This is a genomic window from Mesobacillus jeotgali (assembly GCF_014856545.2).
Taxonomy (GTDB): Bacteria; Bacillota; Bacilli; order Bacillales; family Cytobacillaceae; genus Mesobacillus.
Window position 1 is genome coordinate 3,393,455 of record NZ_CP109811.1, and the last position, 22,041, is coordinate 3,415,495.

Sequence of the window (22,041 nt, forward strand, 5' to 3'; positions counted from 1 at the left end):
TTATATTTCAACGAAGCAAACATGCTTCAGTAGAAAACACATGACGATTCAGGATGGAACAGGCTGCTCCACCCTTAATCAATATTTCCATGCTTATTTATTTTGATACAGCTGTGTCAGCACCTTGGACAAGTCGGTACTGATCAATTGGAGCAAGCTGATGACTCTCGAATACTCCATTCGTGTCGGTCCGAGAACCGCGATGGATCCTAACTTTTCTTCACCCATGGAATAAGTCGCAGTAATCAGGCTGCAATTTTCCATTGCAGAGTTATCATTTTCCGTACCAATCTTGACATTGATTCCGGCTGGGTTTTGCCTGATCAGATGATATAAACCATCTTCTTGTTCGATCATATTCATCAGGTTACGGATTTTATCGACATCGTTGAACTCTGGCTGGCTGAGAATGTTCGTCTTCCCGCCAAAGAACACCTTTTCACTGGCTGGCATATTCAAAGTATCCATGATTGAATTCAGGAATGTGTCATAACTGCTGATATGCTGGCGCAGCAGCATGGCGATCTCTTTGTAGATCTTGGAATTCAGATTGGTAAGCGGAACGCCTGCCAATCGTTCATTCAGGATATTGACCATTTTTTCAACATCTGATGGATCAACACTGGTTGGAAAATGGAACATCCTGTTTTCCACATGCCCAGTATCAGTTACGATGATGGCGATAGCCGTATCCTTATTCAAGGGAACGATCTGCAGCTTTTTCAGCCTGTTGTCCTTTACAGCCGGTCCTAAAACAATCGACGTGTAATTCGTCATTTCAGATAAAATTCTCGCTGATTTCTGGACGATTTTTTCCAATTCGTATATCCGTTCAGCAAAAATTGATTTTATAGCCGCCATATCTGAATGATTCACTTTTTGAGGCAGCAGAAGGTTATCTACATAAAATCGATACCCCTTCTCGGATGGAATCCTTCCAGAGGATGTATGGGTTTTTTCAATGAATCCCATATCTTCCAAATCCGCCATTTCATTCCGGATTGTCGCCGAACTGAAATTAATTTCTTCCTTTTTCGACAAGCTCCTTGAACCTATCGGTTGAGCTGAACGAATAAAGTCATCAACAATCACCTGCAAAATTAGCACCTGACGATCTGTTAACAACATCATCACCTCTGTTAGCACTCTATAAGAACGAGTGCTAATTCTAAAAATAATTTATCAATAAACGCTGTGGATGTCAATGATTTGATACCCCGATAAAGGATTGAAAAACTTCATTGCCGAGAAGGCGCCCCTGTCTCGTGAGGAAGACTTTTTCTCCATCCGTCTTGAGGAGACCTTTCTCAGACCAATCCTTGATTTGATCTGAAAATAAATGCAAAGGATTCCGGCCGAATTTTTCTTCGAAGTGTCGAATGGAGACACCTTCCGTTTTCCTTAGTCCAAGGAACATTTCTTCTTCCATTTTTTCCTCGACGGTAACCTTGTGGGCATCCATAATCGGAAGTTCCCCTTTGGATAATGGCTCCATATATTTTTTCAACGGCCCATAATTTGACTGCCTGATTCCATTGACATAACCATGGGCTCCGGCACCAAATCCAAAATACTCCTCGTTGTCCCAATAGGTAAGATTGTGTCTGCTTTCATACCCAGGGACAGCAAAATTGCTGATTTCATATTGCCTTAGGCCGCCGCTTTCCATTTGCTCCATGAGAGTTTCGTACATTTCCGCTTCCGCATCCTCGCCCGGAAGCGGCAGCTTTCCTTTTTGCATTAAATTATAGAATACCGTTTTGGGTTCAATGATCAATGAATAGCCTGAATAATGGACTAGTCCCAATCCAAGGGCTGTCTGGATTGATTGCACGAAATCCTGCTTTGACTGACCGGGAAGGCTGTATATCAAGTCGATGCTTATGTTATCGAAGCCTGCTGTTTTCGCATTTTCAATCGATTCAAACACATCCTTCGCCCGATGGCTCCGGCCAATTTTTTTCAAAAGATCATCATTAAAAGTCTGCACCCCAAAACTAAGACGGTTGACACCAGCATCTTTCAGGATGGCGAGTTTCTCTCTTGACAGATCGCCTGGATTTGCTTCAAAGGTATATTCCGTTTTACCGTCTATATGAAGCTGCCTGTTTATACCTGAAACAAGTCTCTCCAGTTGTTTTTCATTTAAGGCAGTAGGTGTGCCGCCCCCGACAAACACCGTTTCCATTGCTTGTTTGTTTGCTGACAGGCTCATTTCCTTCTCCAGGGACTCCAAGTAATCATCAACCGGCTGCCCCTTCATGAATACCTTGTTAAAATCACAGTAATGGCAAATATGGTGGCAGAAAGGGATATGGATGTATGCTGCTTTCATTATTCGTTCACTTCCCAGGTGGCTAAAAGCCAGATTTACTTTTTATGAGAATTGTTATAAACAGTGAATCTATTGAAAAAAGAGGCCAGAATCGCTTGCTTTAACAAGCACATCCAGCCTCCCCCGCTATTTTACTTCTTTGTATTGCTGTCGTCCATTTTCAGGACTGCCATGAAGGCTTCCTGCGGAACTTCTACAGAACCGACTTGCTTCATGCGTTTTTTACCTTCTTTTTGCTTCTCAAGGAGCTTACGCTTACGCGAGATATCCCCGCCGTAACATTTTGCCAATACGTTTTTACGCATCGCCTTTATGGTAGAACGGGCAACAATTTTCTGGCCAATCGCCGCCTGGATAGGCACCTCAAATTGCTGACGTGGAATCAGGTCTCTCAGCTTATCTACGATTACCTTTCCGCGTTCATATGCAAAGTCCCTGTGAACGATGAAGCTTAGTGCGTCAACTTTTTCAGCGTTAAGCAGGATATCCATCTTCACAAGCTTTGAAGTCTTGTACCCGATCAGTTCATAATCGAAAGAAGCATAGCCTTTCGTGCTTGATTTTAGCTGATCGAAGAAATCATAAACGATTTCAGACAGCGGGATTTCATACACGATGCTTACACGCGTTTCATCCATATATTGCATATCGATAAAGATACCGCGCTTTTCCTGGCAAAGCTCCATGATCGCACCAACATAATCATTCGGTGCCATCATTGTTGCTTTTACATAAGGCTCTTCAACACGGTCAATCTTCTGTGGGTCAGGCATATTAGACGGGTTGTCTACCTTCAGTTCAGTACCATCAGTCATAATGACATCATAGATAACACTTGGCGCAGTCGTGATCAAATCAATCTTGAATTCACGTTCGATACGCTCCTGGATGATTTCCATATGAAGAAGTCCGAGGAATCCGCAACGGAAACCGAATCCTAACGCCTGTGAAGTTTCCGGTTCGAACTGAAGCGCTGAATCGTTAAGCTCCAGCTTTTCAAGTGCTTCCCTTAGATCATTGAATTTCGCTGAGTCAATTGGATACAGACCGCAATATACCATTGGGTTCAAGCGGCGGTAACCTGGAAGCGGTTCAGACGCACCGTTTTTCGCATTCGTGATTGTATCACCGACACGCGTGTCGCCAACGTTTTTGATTGCAGCAGTCAAGAAACCAACATCTCCGACAGTCAGTTCTTCTGAAGGAGTGGCTTTCGGAGTAAACACCCCAACCTCTGTTACTTCAAATTCTTTGCCTGTCGCCATCATTTTGATTTTGTCGCCAACTTTTACCGTTCCATCGACGACTCGGATATAAGCAACTACGCCGCGGTATGCGTCGTATAATGAGTCAAAAATCAAAGCTTTCAAAGGTGCGTCCGGATTCCCTTGTGGTGCCGGAACCTTTTCAACGATTTGCTCAAGGATTTCCTCAATTCCGATTCCTGCTTTTGCAGACGCAAGAACAGCTTCAGAAGCATCCAGACCAATCACTTCTTCAATTTCATTTCTTACACGCTCAGGATCGGCACTCGGCAAATCAATTTTATTGATGACCGGTACGATTTCAAGATCATTGTCAATTGCAAGGTAAACGTTCGCCAATGTCTGTGCCTCGATTCCCTGGGCAGCATCAACAACAAGAACGGCACCCTCACATGCTGCAAGGCTTCGGGAAACTTCATACGTGAAGTCTACGTGACCAGGAGTATCAATTAAATGGAAAGTATAAATCTCGCCATCCTTTGCCTGATACTTCAATTGTACTGAATTCAGCTTTATCGTGATTCCACGCTCACGCTCGAGATCCATGGAGTCCAAAAGCTGGTCCTTCATTTCACGGGCAGTCAATGCATTCGTCTTTTCAAGGATACGGTCAGCCAGCGTTGACTTACCATGGTCAATATGGGCGATAATCGAAAAATTTCGTATTTTGCTTTGTCTATTAAGTCTATCTTCTCTGTTCATTGCGTTCACTCCTACTTTACTCGCGCATGTACACTATTGTTGATTATATCAGCAGGAATATCAAGATTCAATAAATAATAGAGGAAGTCTCGCGGACAGCAGCCTGAACTGAGCTGGCCTTGGAGTCCACAGAACGTTCACAGAATATTGGGAACTTATTAGGTAAAATAAACTGTAGAAAGGATGTGCACTATGTTTATAAAGAATCGCTCTGAATCGGAAGAGTTGAGAGTGCTGAAGGCCCTGAATCCGAGAATGGATTTAGCAGAGAAGGAGAAACAATATTATTTAAACCTAAAAAAAGGATTTGAAGGAGAGGTTATGTTTGATGGGTATCTGAAACGTATCGTCATCCAATCATTTATTCTTAATGATTTGCTGTTTGAACAAAATCATTCACATTTCCAAATTGACTCACTGATGATTTCACAGAGTCTCACTTACTTATTTGAAGTGAAAAATTTTGAAGGTGAGTATTATTTTGACGGTGATACATTTAGGAAAATTAATGGGACCGAAGTTAAGAATCCACTGCTTCAACTCGAAAGGAACGTATCTCTGTTAAGACAATTTTTCAATAGTATCGGATTTAAAATCCCCATTGAACCCTATCTCGTTTTTGTAAATCCCGATTTCACTTTGTACCAGGCTCCCCTCAACAGGCGTATCATCCTCCCGACCAACCTTAACCGGTTTATCCACCATATCAATAACCAAAAGTCTAATTTGAATTATCAACATTCCAGATTGTCCGACACATTATTATCATCTCATTTGACGAAATCTCCATTTTCTAAAATACCACCATATGAATATGCACAGCTGCGTAAAGGAGTGTTTTGCCATTCTTGCGGGGCTGTTATGGAGGAGTATAGTGGCCGGGAACTTATATGCAAATCCTGTTCAGTGAAAGAGAATACGAAAAGCGCATTATTAAGAAGTGCTAAGGAATTTAACATTTTAAATCCTAAAGATAAGCTATCTACTAATATTATCTATGAATGGTGTGGCGGCGTGTTTCCGAAGAAGACGATCAGGCAGGTAATGAAGGAAAATTATACTATTTCCGGTTATGGGCAATGGTCCTATTTTGAATGAAGATGTTGGTCACCAATGTGTTTATTGGTGACCTCTTTTTCGTGAATCCTGATTTTTGGTCACCAATGAAGGCTATTGGTGACCTCTTTTTCGCGAATCTTGATTTTTGGTCACCAATAAGGGCTATTGGTGACCTCTTTTTCTCAAATCCAGATTTTAGGGCACCAATAAGGGCTATTGGTGACCTCTTTTTCTCAAATCCGGATTTTTAGGGCACCAATGACAATCTTTTTTAAAACCCTGAATTTCGTCACCAAACATATCTTCATAATCCCCCTACCCAGATCCCCAACACAAAAAACAGCGGGCCAAAGCCCGCTGTTGCAACTCACTTTCCTGCAATCAATTCAACTGTTTTCTCGACGATGGTGGATACTCCATCAGCGAGTTGTTTTCCTAGTGATGAAAAGAGGTTGAATGCTTTCATTTCTTCTAGTTTTTTCCGTTTTTGTTCGAGGTCATGGCTGGAAATGTCATTTCCTAGAATGGCGGTTTCAAAGCTTCCGTTTTCACTTTCGTTAATGCTGAATGCACTTTTGAATTCAGGGTCTTCGTAACCTTTCATTTTATGGATGCCTTCATTTGCCTGCTGCATGCCAAACAGTACGGATATGAACATTAAAGAAGCAAGCATGAAGCTTTTAAGCATGAACATTTTCATCTCAATCACCTTACCGATTTTATTGTTTGTCAGAAGCTTCCTGCGGTGGCGCATCTACTTTTTCCGCCTGCCAGTAGAATTCGCTGAAAACATCCGCAAGTGCGTCGGCGGACCGGTTCAGCTCTTCGAAGGTGTTATCAACTCCGCCAAACTCTATTAGTAATGCATTCCCGGACAAGTCCTGATTGAACTTCCCATTCGTCGAGGCACCTTTTTTCTCGATGATACCCCTGCTTAAGCCCTTGCCGTATTTTTTATCAAGGAGACTATGCAGTTCCCTTGCGAGAGCAAGGTTTTTTTCATAATTGGCATTTTCTCCGCCGATAACAAATGCCAGTTTTGCGTATGGCTTTCCGTTGATATCAATTGTCGTTTTGTCTTTGCGGTAACCGTCACGATGGATATCAATAAAGTACTGCAGGTTCCGATCACCAGCCATCGCGGCTTGCACAACCGGCCGTGATTCCTGATAGGCTTTTCCAAACCCAAGCCCCTTTTGGCTGAGATTAGCCATTACATCGGTTTTATCTACCGTTGTTCCGATTCCGCGCTGCTCCAGGCTTGACTTCAGCTGGTCGCCGATCTTCGTGACATTCACCTTTGAGTGGTACGCCTTATTTGGATCGGTCACTCCCTTTAAATATGGAAGGTACGATTCTCTAGTATGTGTGAAGTAAATGTAGACTGCTTGGCGGTCTCCAGTAGAAAGCGGGGGTGCCGCCGTATTTTCCGGGGACCCTGATGTAAGGTCTTCGGTATTTTGCAAAGCTGCTTCCTGCTCTGCCATCAATACATCTACTGGAGGAGCCGATTCCATTGGCATATTGGTATAATTCGTTCCTTCACCGGCTACTAGAATCTTTCCGTCAAAAAGCGAAAAACCGGGAAGCTCCCTGCCGAGCAGGCTCCGTGGATCATCCAAATTAATATTGGTAGAAAGCTTAAACATGACGTTCGACAGCTTCGGTGTCTCATAGTCCTCTGGCAGCGCCTGAAGGAATTGATGGTTTTCCCAGCCCATCAGACTGAATAGCAGCTGGCCATTCAGATTGGTTGCGGCCTGATTAACAGAATCTGAGGTGATTCGATATTCAGGCCGCAGTGAAGTCATCGCTCCGCTTATTGAAAAAATCCCAATGAGAAAAAACACAAATGCTAAAGCCGCTTTTACAACTTGAGTCCCTTGGACAGCTACAATTATTCCGGATCGTTTACTAAGTCTCATTGTTCCACCTCTCTAGTGCAAGTCTAGTAAATGTTATGACTTTGCTAGAGAAGATAGAACACCGAATCCATCCGTAATATATTTGAAACAAACCTATCAAATGGAATCGCCCTAGTGTGTGTACATCCCCGTATTATCCTGGTCAATATTCGAATGAAGCGCAGAATTGAGCCCGCTGGCAATCAAATTGGCCATGTCATCTATGAACACATCCACTTCTTTAGGAGTCACCATCAAGTTGTGGCCCAATGGAGACAGAACCTCATAAATCAGCTTCCGCTTTTCTTCATCTTCCAGTGTTCCTATCATTCCGAGGAAGGTTTGACGGTGTTCTGCTTCCGGCAGATCTTCTTCTGTCAGTTTCTTTCTTTTGCCAAAACTCATTCCGGCCGGCACAAGGGACCTCGAAGGTTTGTCACCTTCTCTCATTTCTTTTCCAAAATGTTTCAAAATGAAATCAATCGTATCACTTGTAATTGAAACAGCATCTACTACTGTCGGAACTCCAATAGCAATTACTGGAATACCCAGCGACTCTTTGCTTATTTCCTTCCTTTTATTACCTACGCCAGACCCAGGGTGGATACCAGTATCTGAAATCTGGATGGTCGAGTTGACTCTTTCGATTGAACGAGAAGCGAGCGCATCGATTGCAATGACAAAGTCAGGCTTCGTTTTCTCGACGACCCCAAAAATTATGTCAGAGGTTTCAATACCCGTTAAACCCATTACACCTGGAGATAGAGCACTGACAGAGCGATAGCCTTCTTCTACGCTTTCAGGCTGAAGATCGAACAGGTGCTTAGTCACCAATAAATTTTCACACACAAGTGGCCCTAAAGCATCTGGAGTAACATTCCAGTTCCCCAAACCGACAACAAGACAGGATGCATCTTCCTTAATCCCGGATTGTTTGATAAAATGAGCAAACTCGTTTGCGAATACTTTTTCTACTTTTCCTTGCAGCTCGGTGTCCTGCTGGCGGATGCCAACTACTTCGATTGTCAAATATTGCCCCTGCTTTTTGCCAAGGCTCTTTTCTCCTTCAGCGGTCACCTCAACCAGGGAAATCTTTATATCATTTTCTTCTTTTTCCTTTATGATGACACCTTCAATATGGGAGAGATTTTCCTGGGTATGGACAGATGCCGCCTGGTCTGCCAGCACCATCTCCCTCGCTTCCACAGCCAGGTCAGTCCTGATTGAATACATGCTCAAGTCTACCGGTTCCTTCATTGTCGCATTCCTCCCAACACAGTTTGGCTGCTAAACAGCATACTATTGCCTATCTTTTCCTTTTACATAAAAAAACATTCACGATACACTAGAGTTAAATTAACGCAGAGTATTGCATTATTAACCCCTGTTTGATAAAATATCATTTGTTCTTAATAAATAAGAAATGTACTGGAAATGTCGAGTTCCATAAAATCTCGATGCTTTTTAGGAGGTGAACGGAATGCCAAACATTAAATCTGCAATCAAACGTGTGAAAACTAGTGAAGCGAGCAAAGCTCACAACATTACTGTAAAATCTTCTATGCGTACAGCAGTTAAAAAAGCTGAATCAGCAATCGTAAACAACGATACTGAAGCAAAGGCTTCATACGCTCAAGCAGCAAGCAAGCTTGATAAAGCAGCAGCTAAAGGTCTTATCCACAAAAACGCAGCTGCCCGCAAAAAAGCCCGTTTAATGAAAAAATTGAACGCTAATGGCTAATTTTTTTCATACTGCTAATAAAAAAACGACCTTTACGGGTCGTTTTTTTATTTTCTTCCTATGTAAAATGATCATTTCCTGCCATTGATCTGGAACAAAATCATTTCAATCAGCATTTCTTTTTTCATGCCGCCGGTTTTCATCTGGTAATCAGCGTCCGCAAGAAGCTTCATAATCCTGGTCAATTCCTCATCAGAAAATGCCCCTGCCTGTCCAGCTGCCAGTTTTACCCTGAACGGATGGATTTTCAAAGTCCCTGCAATCTGCTGCTGCCCATAACCCTTTCGAGCAAGCTCCTTCACCTGATAAATCAGCCTGAATTGACCCGTGATCACGGCCAGAATCTTAATCGGTTCCTCGTTTTGTTTTAACAAATCATAATAGATCCTCAAGGCAGACTCAACATTACGGTGGACAACCTTGTCGACGAGTGAGAAAATATTTTGTTCCAATGATCTTGCAGTCAGGCGGTCGACAATCTCTCTGCTGATTGGCTGGTTTTCTCCAGCATAAAGTGCCAATTTATCAATTTCAGAAGTCAGCATGAACAAATTCGTCCCTGCAAGCGTCAATAGAAGCTCGATTGCATCGCTATTGATTACAGCTCCATTTGCCTCAGCGCGTTCTTTTACCCAGGCTTTTGTTTCTTGTTCACTCAGCTTTTTCGCTTCAATAACCGTCGCTTTCCGCTTTAACTCCTTCGTTACCTTCTTTCGTTCATCCAGTTTTTCGTATGGAGCAGAGAAAACAACGATTGAATAGGGCGCCGGCTGTGAAAGATATTCCTCCAGCTTCGCTAAGTTATGTTCGACCTTACTTTTCGACTTTTCCGACGTCAAAAACACTGGATTTTGCAGGATGACCAATCGTTTTTCTCCCATGAACGGGAATGTTTCAGCATCTTCCAGCGCTGCCTCGATTGGCGTTTCTTCTAAGTCGTAAACCGAGAAATTAAAATCCTTTTCTTCTTCATTCAATACATGGTCCACAAGCATCTGCTTTGTTTCATTTATCAGGAAGCTTTCTGTTCCAAACATTAAGTAAACAGGATCAACCTGTTTTTTGCTGATTTTTTTCCAAATGTCCAATACCACTTTTTTCGCTCCGTTCAATCCAGTTTTGCCATATATCTATCGTAAAGAAGCTTGGACATTTTGACAAGCATTCTAAGGGAATTGACCCTCGGTTCGGGCCAATTCCCCTATTTATATTGAACGCTGAGATATAAGGCCTAGGATACTTAAATCTCAGCGGTGCATCGAAGTTAAGATTATTTTAGCCGCAGACGGGAAAAGTATTTGTGACAACTCTTGGTACATGGCACAAAATAGAGGAAAGCCTGCAGAATTGTTCTGATCACTTCAATTCGAATGCTGAGCAGACAAACACTGGATTTTTTAATTTGAATCGCTTATACTATTATAGAATTAATAGGGGGGATTGACTGTGAATCAATTCGAAGAAAATGTCCAAAGCAATCGTAATGACGCTGTTGACTCAGGTGTTGGATTCATCGTTTCTTTTGGATTCTTTGCAACAATGTTCATTATTGCGACAGTCGTGCAGTTAATCGGGAGTTAATCACGGCTACATAGGATAAACTTTTGGAGACTGCATTTACTTAAATGCAGTCTCTTTTCATGTGTTGTGATTATCAGGGGGAGAAAATTTTTTGTTCTTGCAATATACTATGGAATTTGAGTCGAAAACGTTCCTGAATTGCCTGTGAACTTATAAATGATTGCGCCATCTTTATCGGTCCTGAAAATCTGGATGCCGCGCAATTCTAACCTTTTGATGACTTCCTCACCAGGATGCCCATACCTATTTTTCTCTCCAACAGATATGACTGCAATGTCCGGGTTTATCCTTTCCAGGAAAAGATCCGAACTGGAATATTTGCTGCCATGATGCCCAACCTTCAAAACATCGATGTCAAAGTCAGTGATATTTCGGGCCATTGTCTTTTCTCCTTCAATGCCCAGATCGCCTGTAAAGAGCCATTTCTTTCCTCCAATAACTGCTTGAAGAACAATTGACTGTTCGTTTCGATCTCCCATGCTAACACTTGGGTTAAGAATCAAGAAATCTCCTTGGGCAGTTTTCCAACCAGTACCCATCCCCGCTAAATAAACATCTGTATCTTTTTCCCTGGCAAGATTAATGATACTTTGCTCTAAATCAGATTGATCCGATATACGCGGTATGATCAGCTGCTTTACCCCTATTTCCTTCAATACAGCATTGGCTCCCCCTATATGGTCCGCATCTCCGTGGGTTAAAATCATTTTGTCCAAAGTCCTGATCCCTTCACTTTTTAAAAATGGAACGACAATTTTTTCACCAGGGTCAAAAGAACTGCCCCTCTCCTGCCAGTTTTCCTTCTCAAAAGGCATGACACCGCCTGTATCGATAAGATAATTTCCCTGATTATACGGCATCTTAATGAAGATGCTGTCACCCTGACCGACATCCAGGAATACAATCTGCCCAAAAGGGTTCAAATAAGGCAAGACGACTTGGATTATAAGCGGTATTACCGGAATAGCAAAAATCCAGAGAGGCGGCTTTGATTTTTTCATCATAAATCCTTCCCAGATGAAAAAAAAGAATGGAATCAGAATGATTAGCAAAATGAGCAAAATTGGTTCCAGCTTACCGATTATGATTGTCGACACCGGAAGCTCTGATAGTTGAATGGCCACAAAATTCACCAGGTGGATAAGATTCTCCAGAAGATTTAAAAAGAATGCAGGCAACCCTCCCAGAATTGACAAAATAATATAGGATATCAACAAAATTGGCAGCAGAACGAATGAGAATAGCGGCACAAAAAGGAGATTAGCGAAAATCGAAATCGCAGAAACTTCGTAAAACGCGGCAAGGATGACTGGAAGACTTGAGAGCTGGGCTATAAAAGAAGCCCCGGCTGTTTGTTTCAGAAATGAAGGTAAAGATTTGAGTATAACTGGTGCTGAAATGATAAGAGAGAAGCTGACAGCGAAAGAGAGCTGAAATCCGGTATCGAACACGATGAGGGGCTGGAAAAGCGCCATGATCATGAAGGCTGCCGATACTGCGTCGAGCGGGGTCATTCGCATCGCTAAACGCCTTGAGCCGATCAGCATCATCAGCATGGCGGCCGCCCTGACAACAGGCGGAGCAAGACCAGTCATAATAGCATAAATGGGCAGGAAGATCATGAGCAGTATTTCTGTTTTCTCCTTCGTCACTCCTATCCTGATTAAAATGAAAAAGAACATTCCAGTTAGCAATCCGACATGAAGGCCGGAAATCGCCAGTAAATGCACGATTCCGATTTTTTGGTATGAACGTTCCGTTTCGGGATCGAAGAGATTCCTTTCACCAAAAATCAACGCTGCTGCAAGAGCAGAGGTCTCCTCAGGCATGGAATGTTTTATCCTGGCAATTTCTCTGTGCCTGAAAGCTTTTAGTGCTGTGATAGTACCTTCTTGTTGAGAGCAAGTCTCCAGTGAAAGTTTATCGACATCTAAAATCCAGGAAATCTTATTTCGTTGAAGATACTGCTTGTAATCAAACGCATTAGGATTTCGCGCAGATGATGGACGATTGAGGGTCCCTGAAGCTTGACAGTACATCCCAGGGATGAGGAGTTCTTGAATTGATTGTTGTTCCGTTAATGACTTGATTTTGTATCTTACAGAGAGCCTTTCATTGGAGGGCATTGCTAGAGCGTAAGCAAAAAGGAGGTCGCCATCCACGTGGATTTCATCATCAAAAAAAATGAGGAAGCTTTTTTCCCTGCCGGTAAATTGTGTTTCAAATTGAACGGAATCAAAATATCCTGATGCTATAAATAAGAAATAGCAGCCGGTCATCAGCATCAGATGGGCAGCAGGAAGTTTTTTCAGCTTTTTTAACAGGATCATGCCAAACAGAAACAATGCCACGTATGCCGGCTGTTTTTCAATGATTGTCAGCAGACCCAATAAGGAGACAGCCGCCAGGAAAAACAGCTGTCCTTTCATTGGCCCAAATCGAATTGGCTTCATATTTTTTATTCCTTAATCTCATTATTTAGATAAGTGGACAACCTCTACATCCCTTAAAAACAGTTCATTATACTTGTTAGGGTAGGCGCTGCGGTACACGATCCTTGAAACACCTGATTGCGCAAGTGTCTTGGAGCACTTTTCGCAAGGCTCATGAGTCACAAAGGCTGTTGCACCCTTTAGCAGACCTCTGTCTGCATGGATGACTGCGTTCTCTTCTGCATGCAAGGTCCTGATGCATCTTCCTTGCTCGTTGATCAGGCAGCCGGCGTCCTCACAATGGTCATGCCCATGTATAGAACCGTTGTAACCAGTTGACACAATATGCTTGTCCTTTACAATGACACATCCAACATGCAGCCTCGGACAGGTAGAGCGCGTGCCTACTTCTTCTGCGATATCCAAAAAGTATTGATCCCAACTCTTTCGTTCCATGTTGTTTTCCCCCTTTTATGACTCAAAATATGCAACGGCATTATTAATAAATCCCTTTCCCTGTCTCTAATTTTAATACTTATCACCAAAGAGTCAATTTCGATGCAGCTAGTTAACAGAAATCAGGTCCTTCAGTTTTTCGAATGTTTTATCCCCTATCCCGCTGATTTCCTTTAAATCTTCGATTGATTTGAACGGACCATTTGTTTCCCGATGCTTAATAATGGCGTCTGCTTTTGCAGGCCCTATCCCCGGCAATGTCTGCAGCTCGCTGGATTCAGCAGAATTAAGGTTCACTGTCCCTTTCCCTGCACTCTCCCCCAACTCGGCTGGCAAAGCTGCCTTAACCTCCTCTCCTATCCTCGGTACGTATATCGCCATTTCATCATGGACATACAGCGCAAAATTGATGGCAGCCGTATCAGCATCCTGTTGAAGGCCTCCAGCCAATTCGATCAGGTCAATCACTCTTCCCCCTTCATTGATCTCATAAACGCCCGGATTAACGACAGCTCCTTTGATATCAGCCATCATCTTTATTGCTTCTTCATCTACTTTGGTTTTGTTGTTTTCATCTGTCTCAGTTTCTTGATTGGAAGCAACAGCAAAAGCTTCTTCACTCATTTCCGTCATCTCTGCTTCTTGATCGAAGGAGGAATAGATAAAAAATAATAAAGCGCTCATTCCTGCTATAATATAGATTTTGTTTTCCTTGATCCAGTCCATAAAATATCAACACCTTTCTATATGTCATAAACTGAAATTTGAAATCATATGGATATAGGAGAATAAATGTATGAAGGAGGGAAGGGTTATGAAAATAGGGATTATAGGCACAGGGAATATGGGGAGAATTCTCGCCGAAGCTCTCATTGATGGGAATGCCGTTTCCCCTTCTTCAATGATGATTACAAACAGAACCTTATTAAAAGCGATAGAGATTCAAAAAATATATCCAGGTGTATCAGTTGGAAAGAATGCGGCAGAAGTTGCTGAATACGCTGACGCCATTTTCGTCTGCGTTAAGCCTCATCATGTTTTGGGGGTCCTCGATACCATTAATCCTGTGATTACAAGGGATAAATGCCTGATCTCCATAACAAGCCCAATCAGTGTGGAACAAATTGAAAGCATTGTGGATTGTTCTGTCATGAGAATAATACCAAGCATCACGAACAGGGCGCTGGCCGGTGTTTCACTCTTCTCATTTGGAACCCGATGCAAGACAGAATGGAGGGAAGCACTGTTTACCCTTTTAAAAAGGTTTCTGTTCCTCTGGAGATCGAGGAGAATATTACAAGAGTGGCGTCCGATATTGTCAGCTGCGGTCCGGCTTTCTTCAGTCATCTTGTGCAGAGTTTTATTAATGCAGCTGTCAAGGAAACGGAAATTGACCAGGAAACTGCCACCAAGCTTTCAAGTAAGATGCTAATCGGTTTAGGAGAACTTCTGAGCCAAAATCATTATACTTTACAAACGTTACAGGAAAAAGTTTGCGTTAAAGGCGGCATAACAGGAGAAGGAATCAAGGTATTGGAAAGTGAAACGGGAGATATGTTTGAACAATTGTTTCAAGCCACGCATAAAAAATTCGCAAAAGAACTGGAGAAAACGAAGGAACAATTCGGTCCCTAAAAGATTTCTCTATAAGTCTTTATAATCCTCCTATATAAATGTGACAAATTTAGTACAAGAAAAAGGGTGTCCCAAAGTAAAAACTTTTGGGCACCCTCTTTTTTTAGTATGGCTTGTAAAAATAGTCCGTTGATTTCCGTTCCAGGCCCTTCGCTTTCCGCGGGGCTGGCGGTGAGCCTCCTCACCGCCGTTGGCGTCTGCGGGGTCTCACCTGTCCAGCTGATCCCGCAGGACATTGATTGAGCTTCCTCGAACCTGCCCACGCACGATGGAAATGCGTTAGCATTTTCGGAGGAGTCTGCGTACCTTCCACTCCAATCAACTCAGAGTTTTAAATTAATGCATACTTCTGTTGTTTCACTGAATTCAATCGAACTTTTGAGTGTGCCTTTTTCCTATTCACAGCTTTTTCATAGCAAAAAACAATCGCTCAGCTGTTGGCTCGGGGGCTTTCATAGAGTAATCCCCGGTGACTTCAATATTCGCAAAGCCTGCCTGCTCTAGCCATTTCACATAAGAATCCTCTGGATATGTACGCTGGTAATGCGATTCATCGACTCGGTCGTATTTACCTGATGATTCATCACGGACGAAGAAAGTGAGCTCATGTTCAACACTGTGCTCGCCTTCTCCTTTGAAGCTATTCCAAATATAAGTGATTTCTTCATCATCCCAGGTAAATGTCGCATCGGCAAAAATATGTTCCATTTTATAGACAGAATGGACATCAAACAGAAATAAGCCCCCTTTTTTCAAGAGGCGGTGCACCCCTTCAAGGGTCTGCCGGACTGCCTGTTCATCCTCCAAATAATTCAGGGAATCACAAAAGATGCCAATGATATCAAATTCCCCTAATTCATCAAGCTCCGTCATGTCCTGCTGGAAAAATTGAATTGGCAATGACATCTCCTGAGCTTTTGCCTGGGCTACCGAGAGCATATCACTTGATAAATCCGCACCGGTGACATCAAAGCCTTTTTGCGCAAATCTTACAGATAGCTCCCCGGTGCCGCATGCGAGGTCGAGGAGCTTCATTCCGTTCACTTGAAATTTCTCTTTGTATGCCTCTACTATCGAAACCCATTCATCGTAGGGTACGTCCTGCATAAGCTCATCATACAAATAAGCGAAACGTTCGTAAGACATTAATTTAACTCACTCTGTACGTTTTCGATCGGAGCATCTCCCCATAGGCGCTCGAGATTATAGTAGCTTCGCTCTTCTCTGTGGAATACATGGACAACCACATCACCGATATCGATCAGCACCCATCTTGCTTCATCAAAACCTTCCATCCTCTTCAGGCTATGTCCCTGTTCTTCAGCTTTCTCCCTGATTTCTCGGGCAATCGCCTGTACCTGCTTATCTGAATTCCCGTGGCAAATGATGAAATAATCGGCAATCAATGAGATGCCTTTCATGTTCAGTACCATAATATCTTCTGCTCTTTTATCATCCGCTGCTTTTACCGCTGTCATTAATAATTCGCGATCACTCATTAAATCAACCTCCTGAATTTTGTACGATGCTGTTGTATGCATTGAATGTATCCGGAAAGACCGGCTGGTTTTTCTTCATTAAAAATTGAATGGTATTTTTCATCGATTGGACCAATGCAATGTCCAAATCATCTTCTGCCATCTTCCTGACTTCGTCCACTCCAGGAAAATGGCGACCTGGTTCAATATAATCAGCCAGATAGATGACCTTATCAAGAAGCGTCATACCAATCCTTCCTGATGTATGATACCGGATTGCATCAAGGATTTCCTTGTCATTGATGCCCGCTTCCTTTTCTGCAAGATACGCTCCTACTGGCGCATGCCAGAGTTCACTGTTAAACTCGAGCAGGATTGCCGGCATTTTTTGTTCCTCGATGATCTGCCTCATTTCATCCTTTGGGCGAAATTTAGCGTAATCATGAAAAATAGCAGCCAGTTCCGCTTTCTTTGTATCTGCTCCATATTTCCCGGCAAGCTTGATGGCTGTCTCCATCACGCCAAGAGTATGCTGGTAACGGTGTTCAGTTAGTTGCGGCTTCACAATCTGAAGTGCTTGTTCACGTTCCATATAGGCCATGCTCCTCTATATAAACCCTTACAGAATCGGGCAGCAGATAGCGAATGCTCTTTCCACCCTTTACTCTTTCTCTAATCATACTTGATGAAATGTCCATTTGCGGTGTTTCTGCATAAAGAATATCATAAGAGGTTTCTGTACTGTAAGAAGGTCTGCTGACACCGACAAACTTGACCATTTTCACTAATTCATCAATTTTATGCCATTTTGGCAGATATTCAACCATGTCTCCGCCAATGATAAAATAAAAATCAATTTCTTTATACATATCTTTTAATATTTTCATCGTTTCATACGTGTAAGATGGACCACTTCTGTCGAGCTCTGCTTTTTCAACCTTGAATTGCTGGTTACCAGCTACCGCAAGCTCGAGCATAGCCAGCCTGTCTGATTGGCTGATAGGCTCATCAACTGTTTTATGAGGCGGCAACTGATTCGGCATGAACCAAACCTCATCAAGCCCATAGGCATGCAGCACCTCATTTGCAATCACTAAATGTCCGGTATGCGGCGGGTTGAAGGTTCCGCCTAAAATGCCAACCTTTTTCAAACAGGCACCTCCCAGTAATTATCTTGGAAGAACGATTTGCTTATTTTCTCGGGACTCTTTATATAAAACAATTGTATTACCGATTACCTGGACAAGCTCTGCTTTGGCACCGCGGGAAAGCTGTTCAGCCACAGTGTCCCTGTCCTCGTCACAGTTCTGCAGGATGCTAACCTTGATCAATTCTCTCGCTTCAAGCACATCTGCGATTTGCTTGACCATATTTTCATTTACCCCACCTTTTCCAACTTGAAAAATCGGAGTGAGATGATGGGCTTTCGATCTTAAAAAACGTTTTTGCTTACCTGTTAACATATGTTAACCTCCTAAATTTCTTAAAACATTCATTTCCATTCTATCAACGTCAGGAAAAATCCCTGTCCATTTTTCAAAAGCAAGCGCTCCCTGGAAAACAAACATTCCTACACCATTCTGTATTTCAGCTCCCCTTTTGGAAGCTTCTTTTAAAAACTCTGTTTGCAATGGATTATAAATTATATCACTAACTATCGTATTTTGGGCTATGTTTTCAGGAGACAGCGGCAAACTTTTTGTATCTGGCACCATACCAATAGAAGTCGTCTGTATGACCAGCTGATATTCAGCCAGTGATTTTTCAGCTTCTTCGCGGCCAAGAACGTTTGTATCCACCTTGAAAGGGCAAGATGCTGCAAGTTCCTCAGCTTTTTCAGGAGTGCGATTATAAAGATCAATTCGCTCAACCCCTGCCTGGGCCATTGAAAAGTAAATCGCCCTCGAAGCTCCTCCTGCACCAATAATCAAAGCTGATCTTGAACCAAGATCAGCAGCCATATATTCAAGCCCTTTAACAAAGCCAGGACCATCCGTATTATAGCCTACCAGAAGGCCATTTTCGTTTTTGACAGTGTTGACCGCCCCTATTGCTTTTGCCAGTGGATCAACTTTATCAAGGTGTGCCATGATCTCTGTTTTATGCGGAATGGTTACATTAAACCCGCTCACACCCAGGGCTTTCAACCCTTTCACAGCATCCGCAAGATTCCCTTTGCTTACATGGAAAGGCAGATATACAGCATCGATTCCATACAGCCCGAATAAATCATTGTGCATGGCAGGAGACATTGAATGCGCAATAGGATCGCCGATGACACCGAACAATTTTTTCAATTCCTCTCCCGCCCTTCTATTTAAGTTGGATCGCGTAACATCTTATTATAGAATACCCCTTACACGGCTCTAAATAAGTGACCTTCTCAGCATAACATGAACGCCTTTAGGGACATGCGCGGCAATTTTTGCGCCAGCGTCATTGACCGTTACCCAGCCAAGCCCTGAAAAAACAACATCAGTTTTCGGTTCCTTGATGGTGAACTCATGACGAACAAGTTCAGGGAATTCATCCATCTGCTCACGGCGCGGCGGAGTGAGCAGCTCACCAGCATGATTCTTATACAGCTCATCCGCCTTTTCAAGCTTAGTCCGGTGTATGCTGATTTCATTCGGCACATAACAGGAGAAAGATCTCCTGCCCCCGGATATATAATCAAAACGGGCCAGACCGCCGAAAAACAGTGTTTGCTGTTCGTTTAACTGATATACTTTCGGCTTGATTTCTTTTTTAGGTGTGATGAACTTTAAATCACGCTTATCCACGTAGTGCGCCATCTGATGATGGTTGATGATACCTGGTGTATCAACAATCGCTTTTCCATCCTCAAGCGGAATTTCTATCATATCAAGAGTAGTTCCCGGAAAGTGAGAAGTCGTGATGACATCTCCTTCCCCTGTCACTTCCTTGATAATCCTGTTAATAAACGTAGATTTCCCTACATTTGTACAGCCTACAATATAAACATCCTTGCCATTGCGATATTCATCTATTGCCGCAGCAGCTTCTCTGATATTATATCCTTTTGCAGCACTGACGAGGGATACATCAATAGGATTGAGCCCCAGTTCCCTGGATTCCTTCTTCATCCAGTCAATCAATTTCCGCTGCTTGACCGATTTAGGAACCAGATCGGCCTTATTGCCAATCAGTAATACTGGGTTTTTTCCGGCAAAACGCTGGATTCCTGGCAGCCAGCTCCCATTGAAGTCGAAAATATCAACAATCTTGACAATCAAAGCATCCTTGCTGCCAAGTTCGTTCAATATTTTTAGGAAGTCGTCATCCGTCAGGCTAACATCCTGGATTTCGTTATAATTTTTCAAGCGGAAGCATCTCTGGCAGACGACAACCTCTTTTTCCAATGAAGATGCCGGAGCATATCCCAATTCCTCTGGCTTCTCCGTCTGGATTTTCACACCACAACCTGTACAGTTAAATTGCTCACTCAAATTTTAGTCCTCCCAATTAAGCTTTCCTTGTTTCCTGAACCAATTTAAAATTCTTCTTTCTACTTTCCTGTTGAACCTGGTCACAAATCCGTCCGTCTGTGCAACTGGAACAACGAGAATCGTATGGAAGCCGCTTCTGTTTCCGCCAAGTACATCGGTTAAAAGCTGGTCACCAATCACGACAGTTTCTTCTTTGCTTAACCCCATTTGTTTTAATGCTTTATTGAATGCACGGGTCATTGGCTTTCTAGCCTGAAAGATAAACGGTATTTGCAAGGGATCCGAAAATGCCCTGACTCTTTTTTCATTATTGTTCGAGACAATCGTTACGAGTATTTCATGTCTCCTCATATTATCAAACCACTCGATAAGCTTTGGGGTCGCATTCGGTCGGTCCCATTCAACGAGTGTATTGTCGAGATCTGTTATGATGCCCTTTACGCCTTTTTCCTTTAAGCTCTCAGGCTGAATTTCAAATATACTTTTCACATGCTGGTCCGGCAAAAAATGCTTTAGCAATTTCATTACACCTCATTAAATAAATTCCTATCATACCGTTAACATCATACCCAATTTTATCCTCGTATTCAAAACAAACATATAAATAGATAAGAAATAAAGAATTTATTCCCGCTAAAGATTGACAAAAATTCTATTTATTCGCCTGTATTCAAAATTTTATAAAAAAATCTCAAAAAACTTTTCGACAAAATCCAGCCTTTTCCAGCCCTGTGGATAACCTTATACACAAAATACACATTGATTCTATTAATAATTTCCCATTTATAAACAAATTAATCACAGGTTATCCACCGCTGTTTGTGGATAATTAGAACAGTTGTTCTCTAAGTTTCATTCTGATAGAGTAAGGGTAGAACAAAACAACTTACAATTATATGCAATTAGCATCTGTTTTAGAAGATCCTTTTGGGGGTGAATGACTGGAATGCGTAAACTGTCGGACGAGCTGTTGATCGAGTCATATTTTAAAGCAAGAGAGTTGAATTTAAGCTACGAGTTTATTCGTTTGATTGAAACCGAAATACACCGGCGTTCATTATCTAACCGAATTAAAGCCTCATCCTGACAGCCCCTAAAAGGGCTTTTTTTTTGCCCTTTTAGTAGTCATATTCATGAATAACCTAAGAATGGCTAAAGGCACAGATTCATTCTGTGCCCCTCACCTTTTAGACTTGTCCATTTAATGTGCCGATTTTCTCTCCATACTTAATATGATAGGGAGGAGTGATTTCCGGCAGCAGGTCAATAGAATCCTTCTCAAACAATAAGACTACTGTTGAGCCAAAGGTGAAGTATGCCATTTGCTCACCTTTCTCCAGCTTCTCGCCACAGTGGGTTGTTTCAATCGAATTGACGAACATGGCGCCTACTTTGATTACCGCTGTCATACCCGCTGCATGTTTGATTTCAGTAATCTTCCGATAGTTTTTAGACAACGGATAGTTTCCATATTTCAATCCTATTTTATTAACAGGGTGCGACTTCTTTCCCAAAGTCCACTGATTAACGACCTCACCAGCCACTGGGCTATGAATTTGATGGTAATGGCTTGGGCTCAGGTAAAAAATCATATAAGTCCCCTGCTCATACCTGGCCATCGCTTCGTCATTACCAAGCATTTCGGATATAGAATAGACCTTCCCTTTTACCGTGATCGTGCGATCAGCCTCAATTTGGCCCACTTCTTCGATTACCGAATCTACAGGACTAACGACTGACAGAGGATCTTGATCTATCTTCCTAGAGCCCTCTTTCAGGTTCCGGATGAAAAATTGATGGAGACTTTCATACTCCCCAATCGGCTTTTCCATTTCCTCCTGGTTGATATTATACGTTTTAGCAAAGGAAGGAATAATCCTTTTGCTGCTTTTGGATTTTGCGAATTTATGCAGAATGGCTGAAGTCCACTTCCCATTTGTCAATTCGATAAGCAGACGATATATAGATTGTAACAATGCTATT

Annotated in this window: 23 protein-coding genes and 1 pseudogene; 5 read left to right on the forward strand and 19 right to left on the reverse strand. The window is 42.5% G+C overall.

Annotation, left to right across the window (positions count from 1 at the left end):
* Window positions 1–93: 93 nt before the first annotated feature.
* From hrcA to lepA, 3 genes are all read right to left on the reverse strand, one after another.
* A complete protein-coding gene (hrcA, locus tag FOF60_RS17465; RefSeq protein WP_192470920.1) occupies window positions 94–1,125 on the reverse strand; it encodes a heat-inducible transcriptional repressor HrcA in 1,032 nt (343 codons plus the stop codon).
* Between the two features lie 76 nt (window positions 1,126–1,201).
* Entirely contained in the window at window positions 1,202–2,335 is a 1,134-nt protein-coding gene (gene hemW / locus FOF60_RS17470) for a radical SAM family heme chaperone HemW (RefSeq protein ID WP_192470833.1), read from the reverse strand.
* A gap of 131 nt (window positions 2,336–2,466) precedes the next feature.
* The gene (gene lepA / locus FOF60_RS17475; protein WP_192470832.1) at window positions 2,467–4,302 is read right to left on the reverse strand and encodes a translation elongation factor 4; all 1,836 of its coding nucleotides are present in this window, start codon (window positions 4,300–4,302) and stop codon (window positions 2,467–2,469) included.
* Window positions 4,303–4,557: 255 nt separating this feature from the next.
* Between lepA and FOF60_RS17480 the strand changes: the two genes are divergently transcribed.
* Complete coding sequence (locus FOF60_RS17480; protein ID WP_192470831.1) at window positions 4,558–5,400, forward strand: nuclease-related domain-containing protein; 843 nt, start codon at window positions 4,558–4,560, stop codon at window positions 5,398–5,400.
* A gap of 328 nt (window positions 5,401–5,728) precedes the next feature.
* On the opposite strand, the gene FOF60_RS17485 is transcribed toward FOF60_RS17480, so the two are convergent.
* The 3 genes from FOF60_RS17485 to gpr form a co-directional block, all read right to left on the reverse strand.
* A complete protein-coding gene (locus FOF60_RS17485) occupies window positions 5,729–6,115 on the reverse strand; it encodes a YqxA family protein (protein WP_319801540.1) in 387 nt (128 codons plus the stop codon).
* The gene (gene spoIIP, locus FOF60_RS17490; protein ID WP_192470830.1) at window positions 6,081–7,286 is read right to left on the reverse strand and encodes a stage II sporulation protein P; all 1,206 of its coding nucleotides are present in this window, start codon (window positions 7,284–7,286) and stop codon (window positions 6,081–6,083) included. The genes FOF60_RS17485 and spoIIP overlap by 35 nt, the downstream gene beginning before the upstream one ends.
* 111 nt (window positions 7,287–7,397) lie before the next feature.
* Window positions 7,398–8,522: a GPR endopeptidase gene (gpr, locus tag FOF60_RS17495; RefSeq protein WP_192470829.1), complete on the reverse strand. Its 1,125-nt coding sequence runs from the start codon at window positions 8,520–8,522 to the stop codon at window positions 7,398–7,400.
* Window positions 8,523–8,745: 223 nt separating this feature from the next.
* Between gpr and rpsT the strand changes: the two genes are divergently transcribed.
* Window positions 8,746–9,006: a 30S ribosomal protein S20 gene (gene rpsT / locus FOF60_RS17500; protein ID WP_079509814.1), complete on the forward strand. Its 261-nt coding sequence runs from the start codon at window positions 8,746–8,748 to the stop codon at window positions 9,004–9,006.
* A 71-nt stretch (window positions 9,007–9,077) separates the two neighbouring features.
* Here rpsT and holA read toward each other — a convergent pair whose 3' ends face one another.
* Window positions 9,078–10,100, reverse strand: coding sequence for a DNA polymerase III subunit delta (holA, locus tag FOF60_RS17505; protein WP_192470828.1), 1,023 nt, complete (start codon window positions 10,098–10,100; stop codon window positions 9,078–9,080).
* Window positions 10,101–10,452: 352 nt separating this feature from the next.
* Here holA and FOF60_RS17510 point away from each other — a divergent pair, with 352 nt between their 5' ends.
* Window positions 10,453–10,587, forward strand: coding sequence for a YqzM family protein (locus FOF60_RS17510; RefSeq protein WP_023627242.1), 135 nt, complete (start codon window positions 10,453–10,455; stop codon window positions 10,585–10,587).
* Window positions 10,588–10,694: 107 nt separating this feature from the next.
* On the opposite strand, the gene FOF60_RS17515 is transcribed toward FOF60_RS17510, so the two are convergent.
* The 3 genes from FOF60_RS17515 to FOF60_RS17525 form a co-directional block, all read right to left on the reverse strand.
* Complete coding sequence (locus tag FOF60_RS17515) at window positions 10,695–13,040, reverse strand: DNA internalization-related competence protein ComEC/Rec2 (RefSeq protein WP_192470827.1); 2,346 nt, start codon at window positions 13,038–13,040, stop codon at window positions 10,695–10,697.
* Window positions 13,041–13,061: 21 nt separating this feature from the next.
* Window positions 13,062–13,475, reverse strand: a complete 414-nt coding sequence (locus FOF60_RS17520; RefSeq protein ID WP_192470826.1) for a deoxycytidylate deaminase — start codon at window positions 13,473–13,475, stop codon at window positions 13,062–13,064.
* Window positions 13,476–13,583: 108 nt separating this feature from the next.
* Window positions 13,584–14,201: a helix-hairpin-helix domain-containing protein gene (locus tag FOF60_RS17525; protein ID WP_192470825.1), complete on the reverse strand. Its 618-nt coding sequence runs from the start codon at window positions 14,199–14,201 to the stop codon at window positions 13,584–13,586.
* Between the two features lie 88 nt (window positions 14,202–14,289).
* Between FOF60_RS17525 and comER the strand changes: the two are divergent.
* A pseudogene (gene comER / locus FOF60_RS17530) lies at window positions 14,290–15,110 on the forward strand (late competence protein ComER).
* 399 nt (window positions 15,111–15,509) lie between these two features.
* Here comER and FOF60_RS17535 read toward each other — a convergent pair.
* The 8 genes from FOF60_RS17535 to FOF60_RS17570 form a co-directional block, all read right to left on the reverse strand.
* Window positions 15,510–16,256: a class I SAM-dependent DNA methyltransferase gene (locus FOF60_RS17535; RefSeq protein ID WP_192470823.1), complete on the reverse strand. Its 747-nt coding sequence runs from the start codon at window positions 16,254–16,256 to the stop codon at window positions 15,510–15,512.
* Window positions 16,256–16,609, reverse strand: coding sequence for a ribosome silencing factor (gene rsfS / locus FOF60_RS17540; RefSeq protein WP_192470822.1), 354 nt, complete (start codon window positions 16,607–16,609; stop codon window positions 16,256–16,258). The genes FOF60_RS17535 and rsfS overlap by 1 nt, the downstream gene beginning before the upstream one ends.
* A 4-nt stretch (window positions 16,610–16,613) precedes the next feature.
* Entirely contained in the window at window positions 16,614–17,180 is a 567-nt protein-coding gene (gene yqeK, locus FOF60_RS17545; protein ID WP_192470821.1) for a bis(5'-nucleosyl)-tetraphosphatase (symmetrical) YqeK, read from the reverse strand.
* On the reverse strand, window positions 17,170–17,739 hold the full coding sequence (locus FOF60_RS17550) for a nicotinate-nucleotide adenylyltransferase (RefSeq protein WP_192470820.1): 570 nt from the start codon (window positions 17,737–17,739) through the stop codon (window positions 17,170–17,172). The genes yqeK and FOF60_RS17550 overlap by 11 nt, the downstream gene beginning before the upstream one ends.
* A gap of 18 nt (window positions 17,740–17,757) precedes the next feature.
* Complete coding sequence (gene yhbY, locus FOF60_RS17555) at window positions 17,758–18,051, reverse strand: ribosome assembly RNA-binding protein YhbY (protein ID WP_192470819.1); 294 nt, start codon at window positions 18,049–18,051, stop codon at window positions 17,758–17,760.
* A 3-nt stretch (window positions 18,052–18,054) separates the two neighbouring features.
* Complete coding sequence (gene aroE, locus FOF60_RS17560; protein ID WP_192470818.1) at window positions 18,055–18,885, reverse strand: shikimate dehydrogenase; 831 nt, start codon at window positions 18,883–18,885, stop codon at window positions 18,055–18,057.
* 69 nt (window positions 18,886–18,954) lie between these two features.
* Window positions 18,955–20,058 (reverse strand): ribosome biogenesis GTPase YqeH, encoded by a 1,104-nt coding sequence (gene yqeH / locus FOF60_RS17565; RefSeq protein ID WP_192470817.1) that lies wholly within the window; start codon window positions 20,056–20,058, stop codon window positions 18,955–18,957.
* A 3-nt stretch (window positions 20,059–20,061) separates the two neighbouring features.
* Complete coding sequence (locus FOF60_RS17570; RefSeq protein ID WP_192470816.1) at window positions 20,062–20,577, reverse strand: YqeG family HAD IIIA-type phosphatase; 516 nt, start codon at window positions 20,575–20,577, stop codon at window positions 20,062–20,064.
* A 427-nt stretch (window positions 20,578–21,004) separates the two neighbouring features.
* Between FOF60_RS17570 and FOF60_RS17575 the strand changes: the two genes are divergently transcribed.
* Entirely contained in the window at window positions 21,005–21,145 is a 141-nt protein-coding gene (locus FOF60_RS17575; protein ID WP_102265137.1) for a sporulation histidine kinase inhibitor Sda, read from the forward strand.
* A 100-nt stretch (window positions 21,146–21,245) separates the two neighbouring features.
* Here the strand turns inward: FOF60_RS17575 and FOF60_RS17580 are convergent, their stop codons facing one another.
* Window positions 21,246–22,034, reverse strand: a complete 789-nt coding sequence (locus FOF60_RS17580) for a phosphatidylserine decarboxylase (protein WP_192470815.1) — start codon at window positions 22,032–22,034, stop codon at window positions 21,246–21,248.
* Between the last annotated feature and the right edge of the window lie 7 nt (window positions 22,035–22,041).

Coding starts and splice junctions, on each gene's coding strand:
- hemW (WP_192470833.1), bottom strand. CDS start 2,335: ATGAAAGCAGCATACATCCATATCCCTTTCTGCCACCATATTTGCCAT.
- lepA (WP_192470832.1), bottom strand. CDS start 4,302: ATGAACAGAGAAGATAGACTTAATAGACAAAGCAAAATACGAAATTTT.
- FOF60_RS17480 (WP_192470831.1), top strand. CDS start 4,558: ATGGATTTAGCAGAGAAGGAGAAACAATATTATTTAAACCTAAAAAAA.
- FOF60_RS17485 (WP_319801540.1), bottom strand. CDS start 6,115: ATGCGCCACCGCAGGAAGCTTCTGACAAACAATAAAATCGGTAAGGTG.
- spoIIP (WP_192470830.1), bottom strand. CDS start 7,286: ATGAGACTTAGTAAACGATCCGGAATAATTGTAGCTGTCCAAGGGACT.
- gpr (WP_192470829.1), bottom strand. CDS start 8,522: ATGAAGGAACCGGTAGACTTGAGCATGTATTCAATCAGGACTGACCTG.
- rpsT (WP_079509814.1), top strand. CDS start 8,746: ATGCCAAACATTAAATCTGCAATCAAACGTGTGAAAACTAGTGAAGCG.
- FOF60_RS17515 (WP_192470827.1), bottom strand. CDS start 13,040: ATGAAGCCAATTCGATTTGGGCCAATGAAAGGACAGCTGTTTTTCCTG.
- FOF60_RS17520 (WP_192470826.1), bottom strand. CDS start 13,475: ATGGAACGAAAGAGTTGGGATCAATACTTTTTGGATATCGCAGAAGAA.
- FOF60_RS17525 (WP_192470825.1), bottom strand. CDS start 14,201: ATGGACTGGATCAAGGAAAACAAAATCTATATTATAGCAGGAATGAGC.
- FOF60_RS17535 (WP_192470823.1), bottom strand. CDS start 16,256: ATGTCTTACGAACGTTTCGCTTATTTGTATGATGAGCTTATGCAGGAC.
- rsfS (WP_192470822.1), bottom strand. CDS start 16,609: ATGAGTGATCGCGAATTATTAATGACAGCGGTAAAAGCAGCGGATGAT.
- yqeK (WP_192470821.1), bottom strand. CDS start 17,180: ATGGAACGTGAACAAGCACTTCAGATTGTGAAGCCGCAACTAACTGAA.
- yhbY (WP_192470819.1), bottom strand. CDS start 18,051: ATGTTAACAGGTAAGCAAAAACGTTTTTTAAGATCGAAAGCCCATCAT.
- FOF60_RS17575 (WP_102265137.1), top strand. CDS start 21,005: ATGCGTAAACTGTCGGACGAGCTGTTGATCGAGTCATATTTTAAAGCA.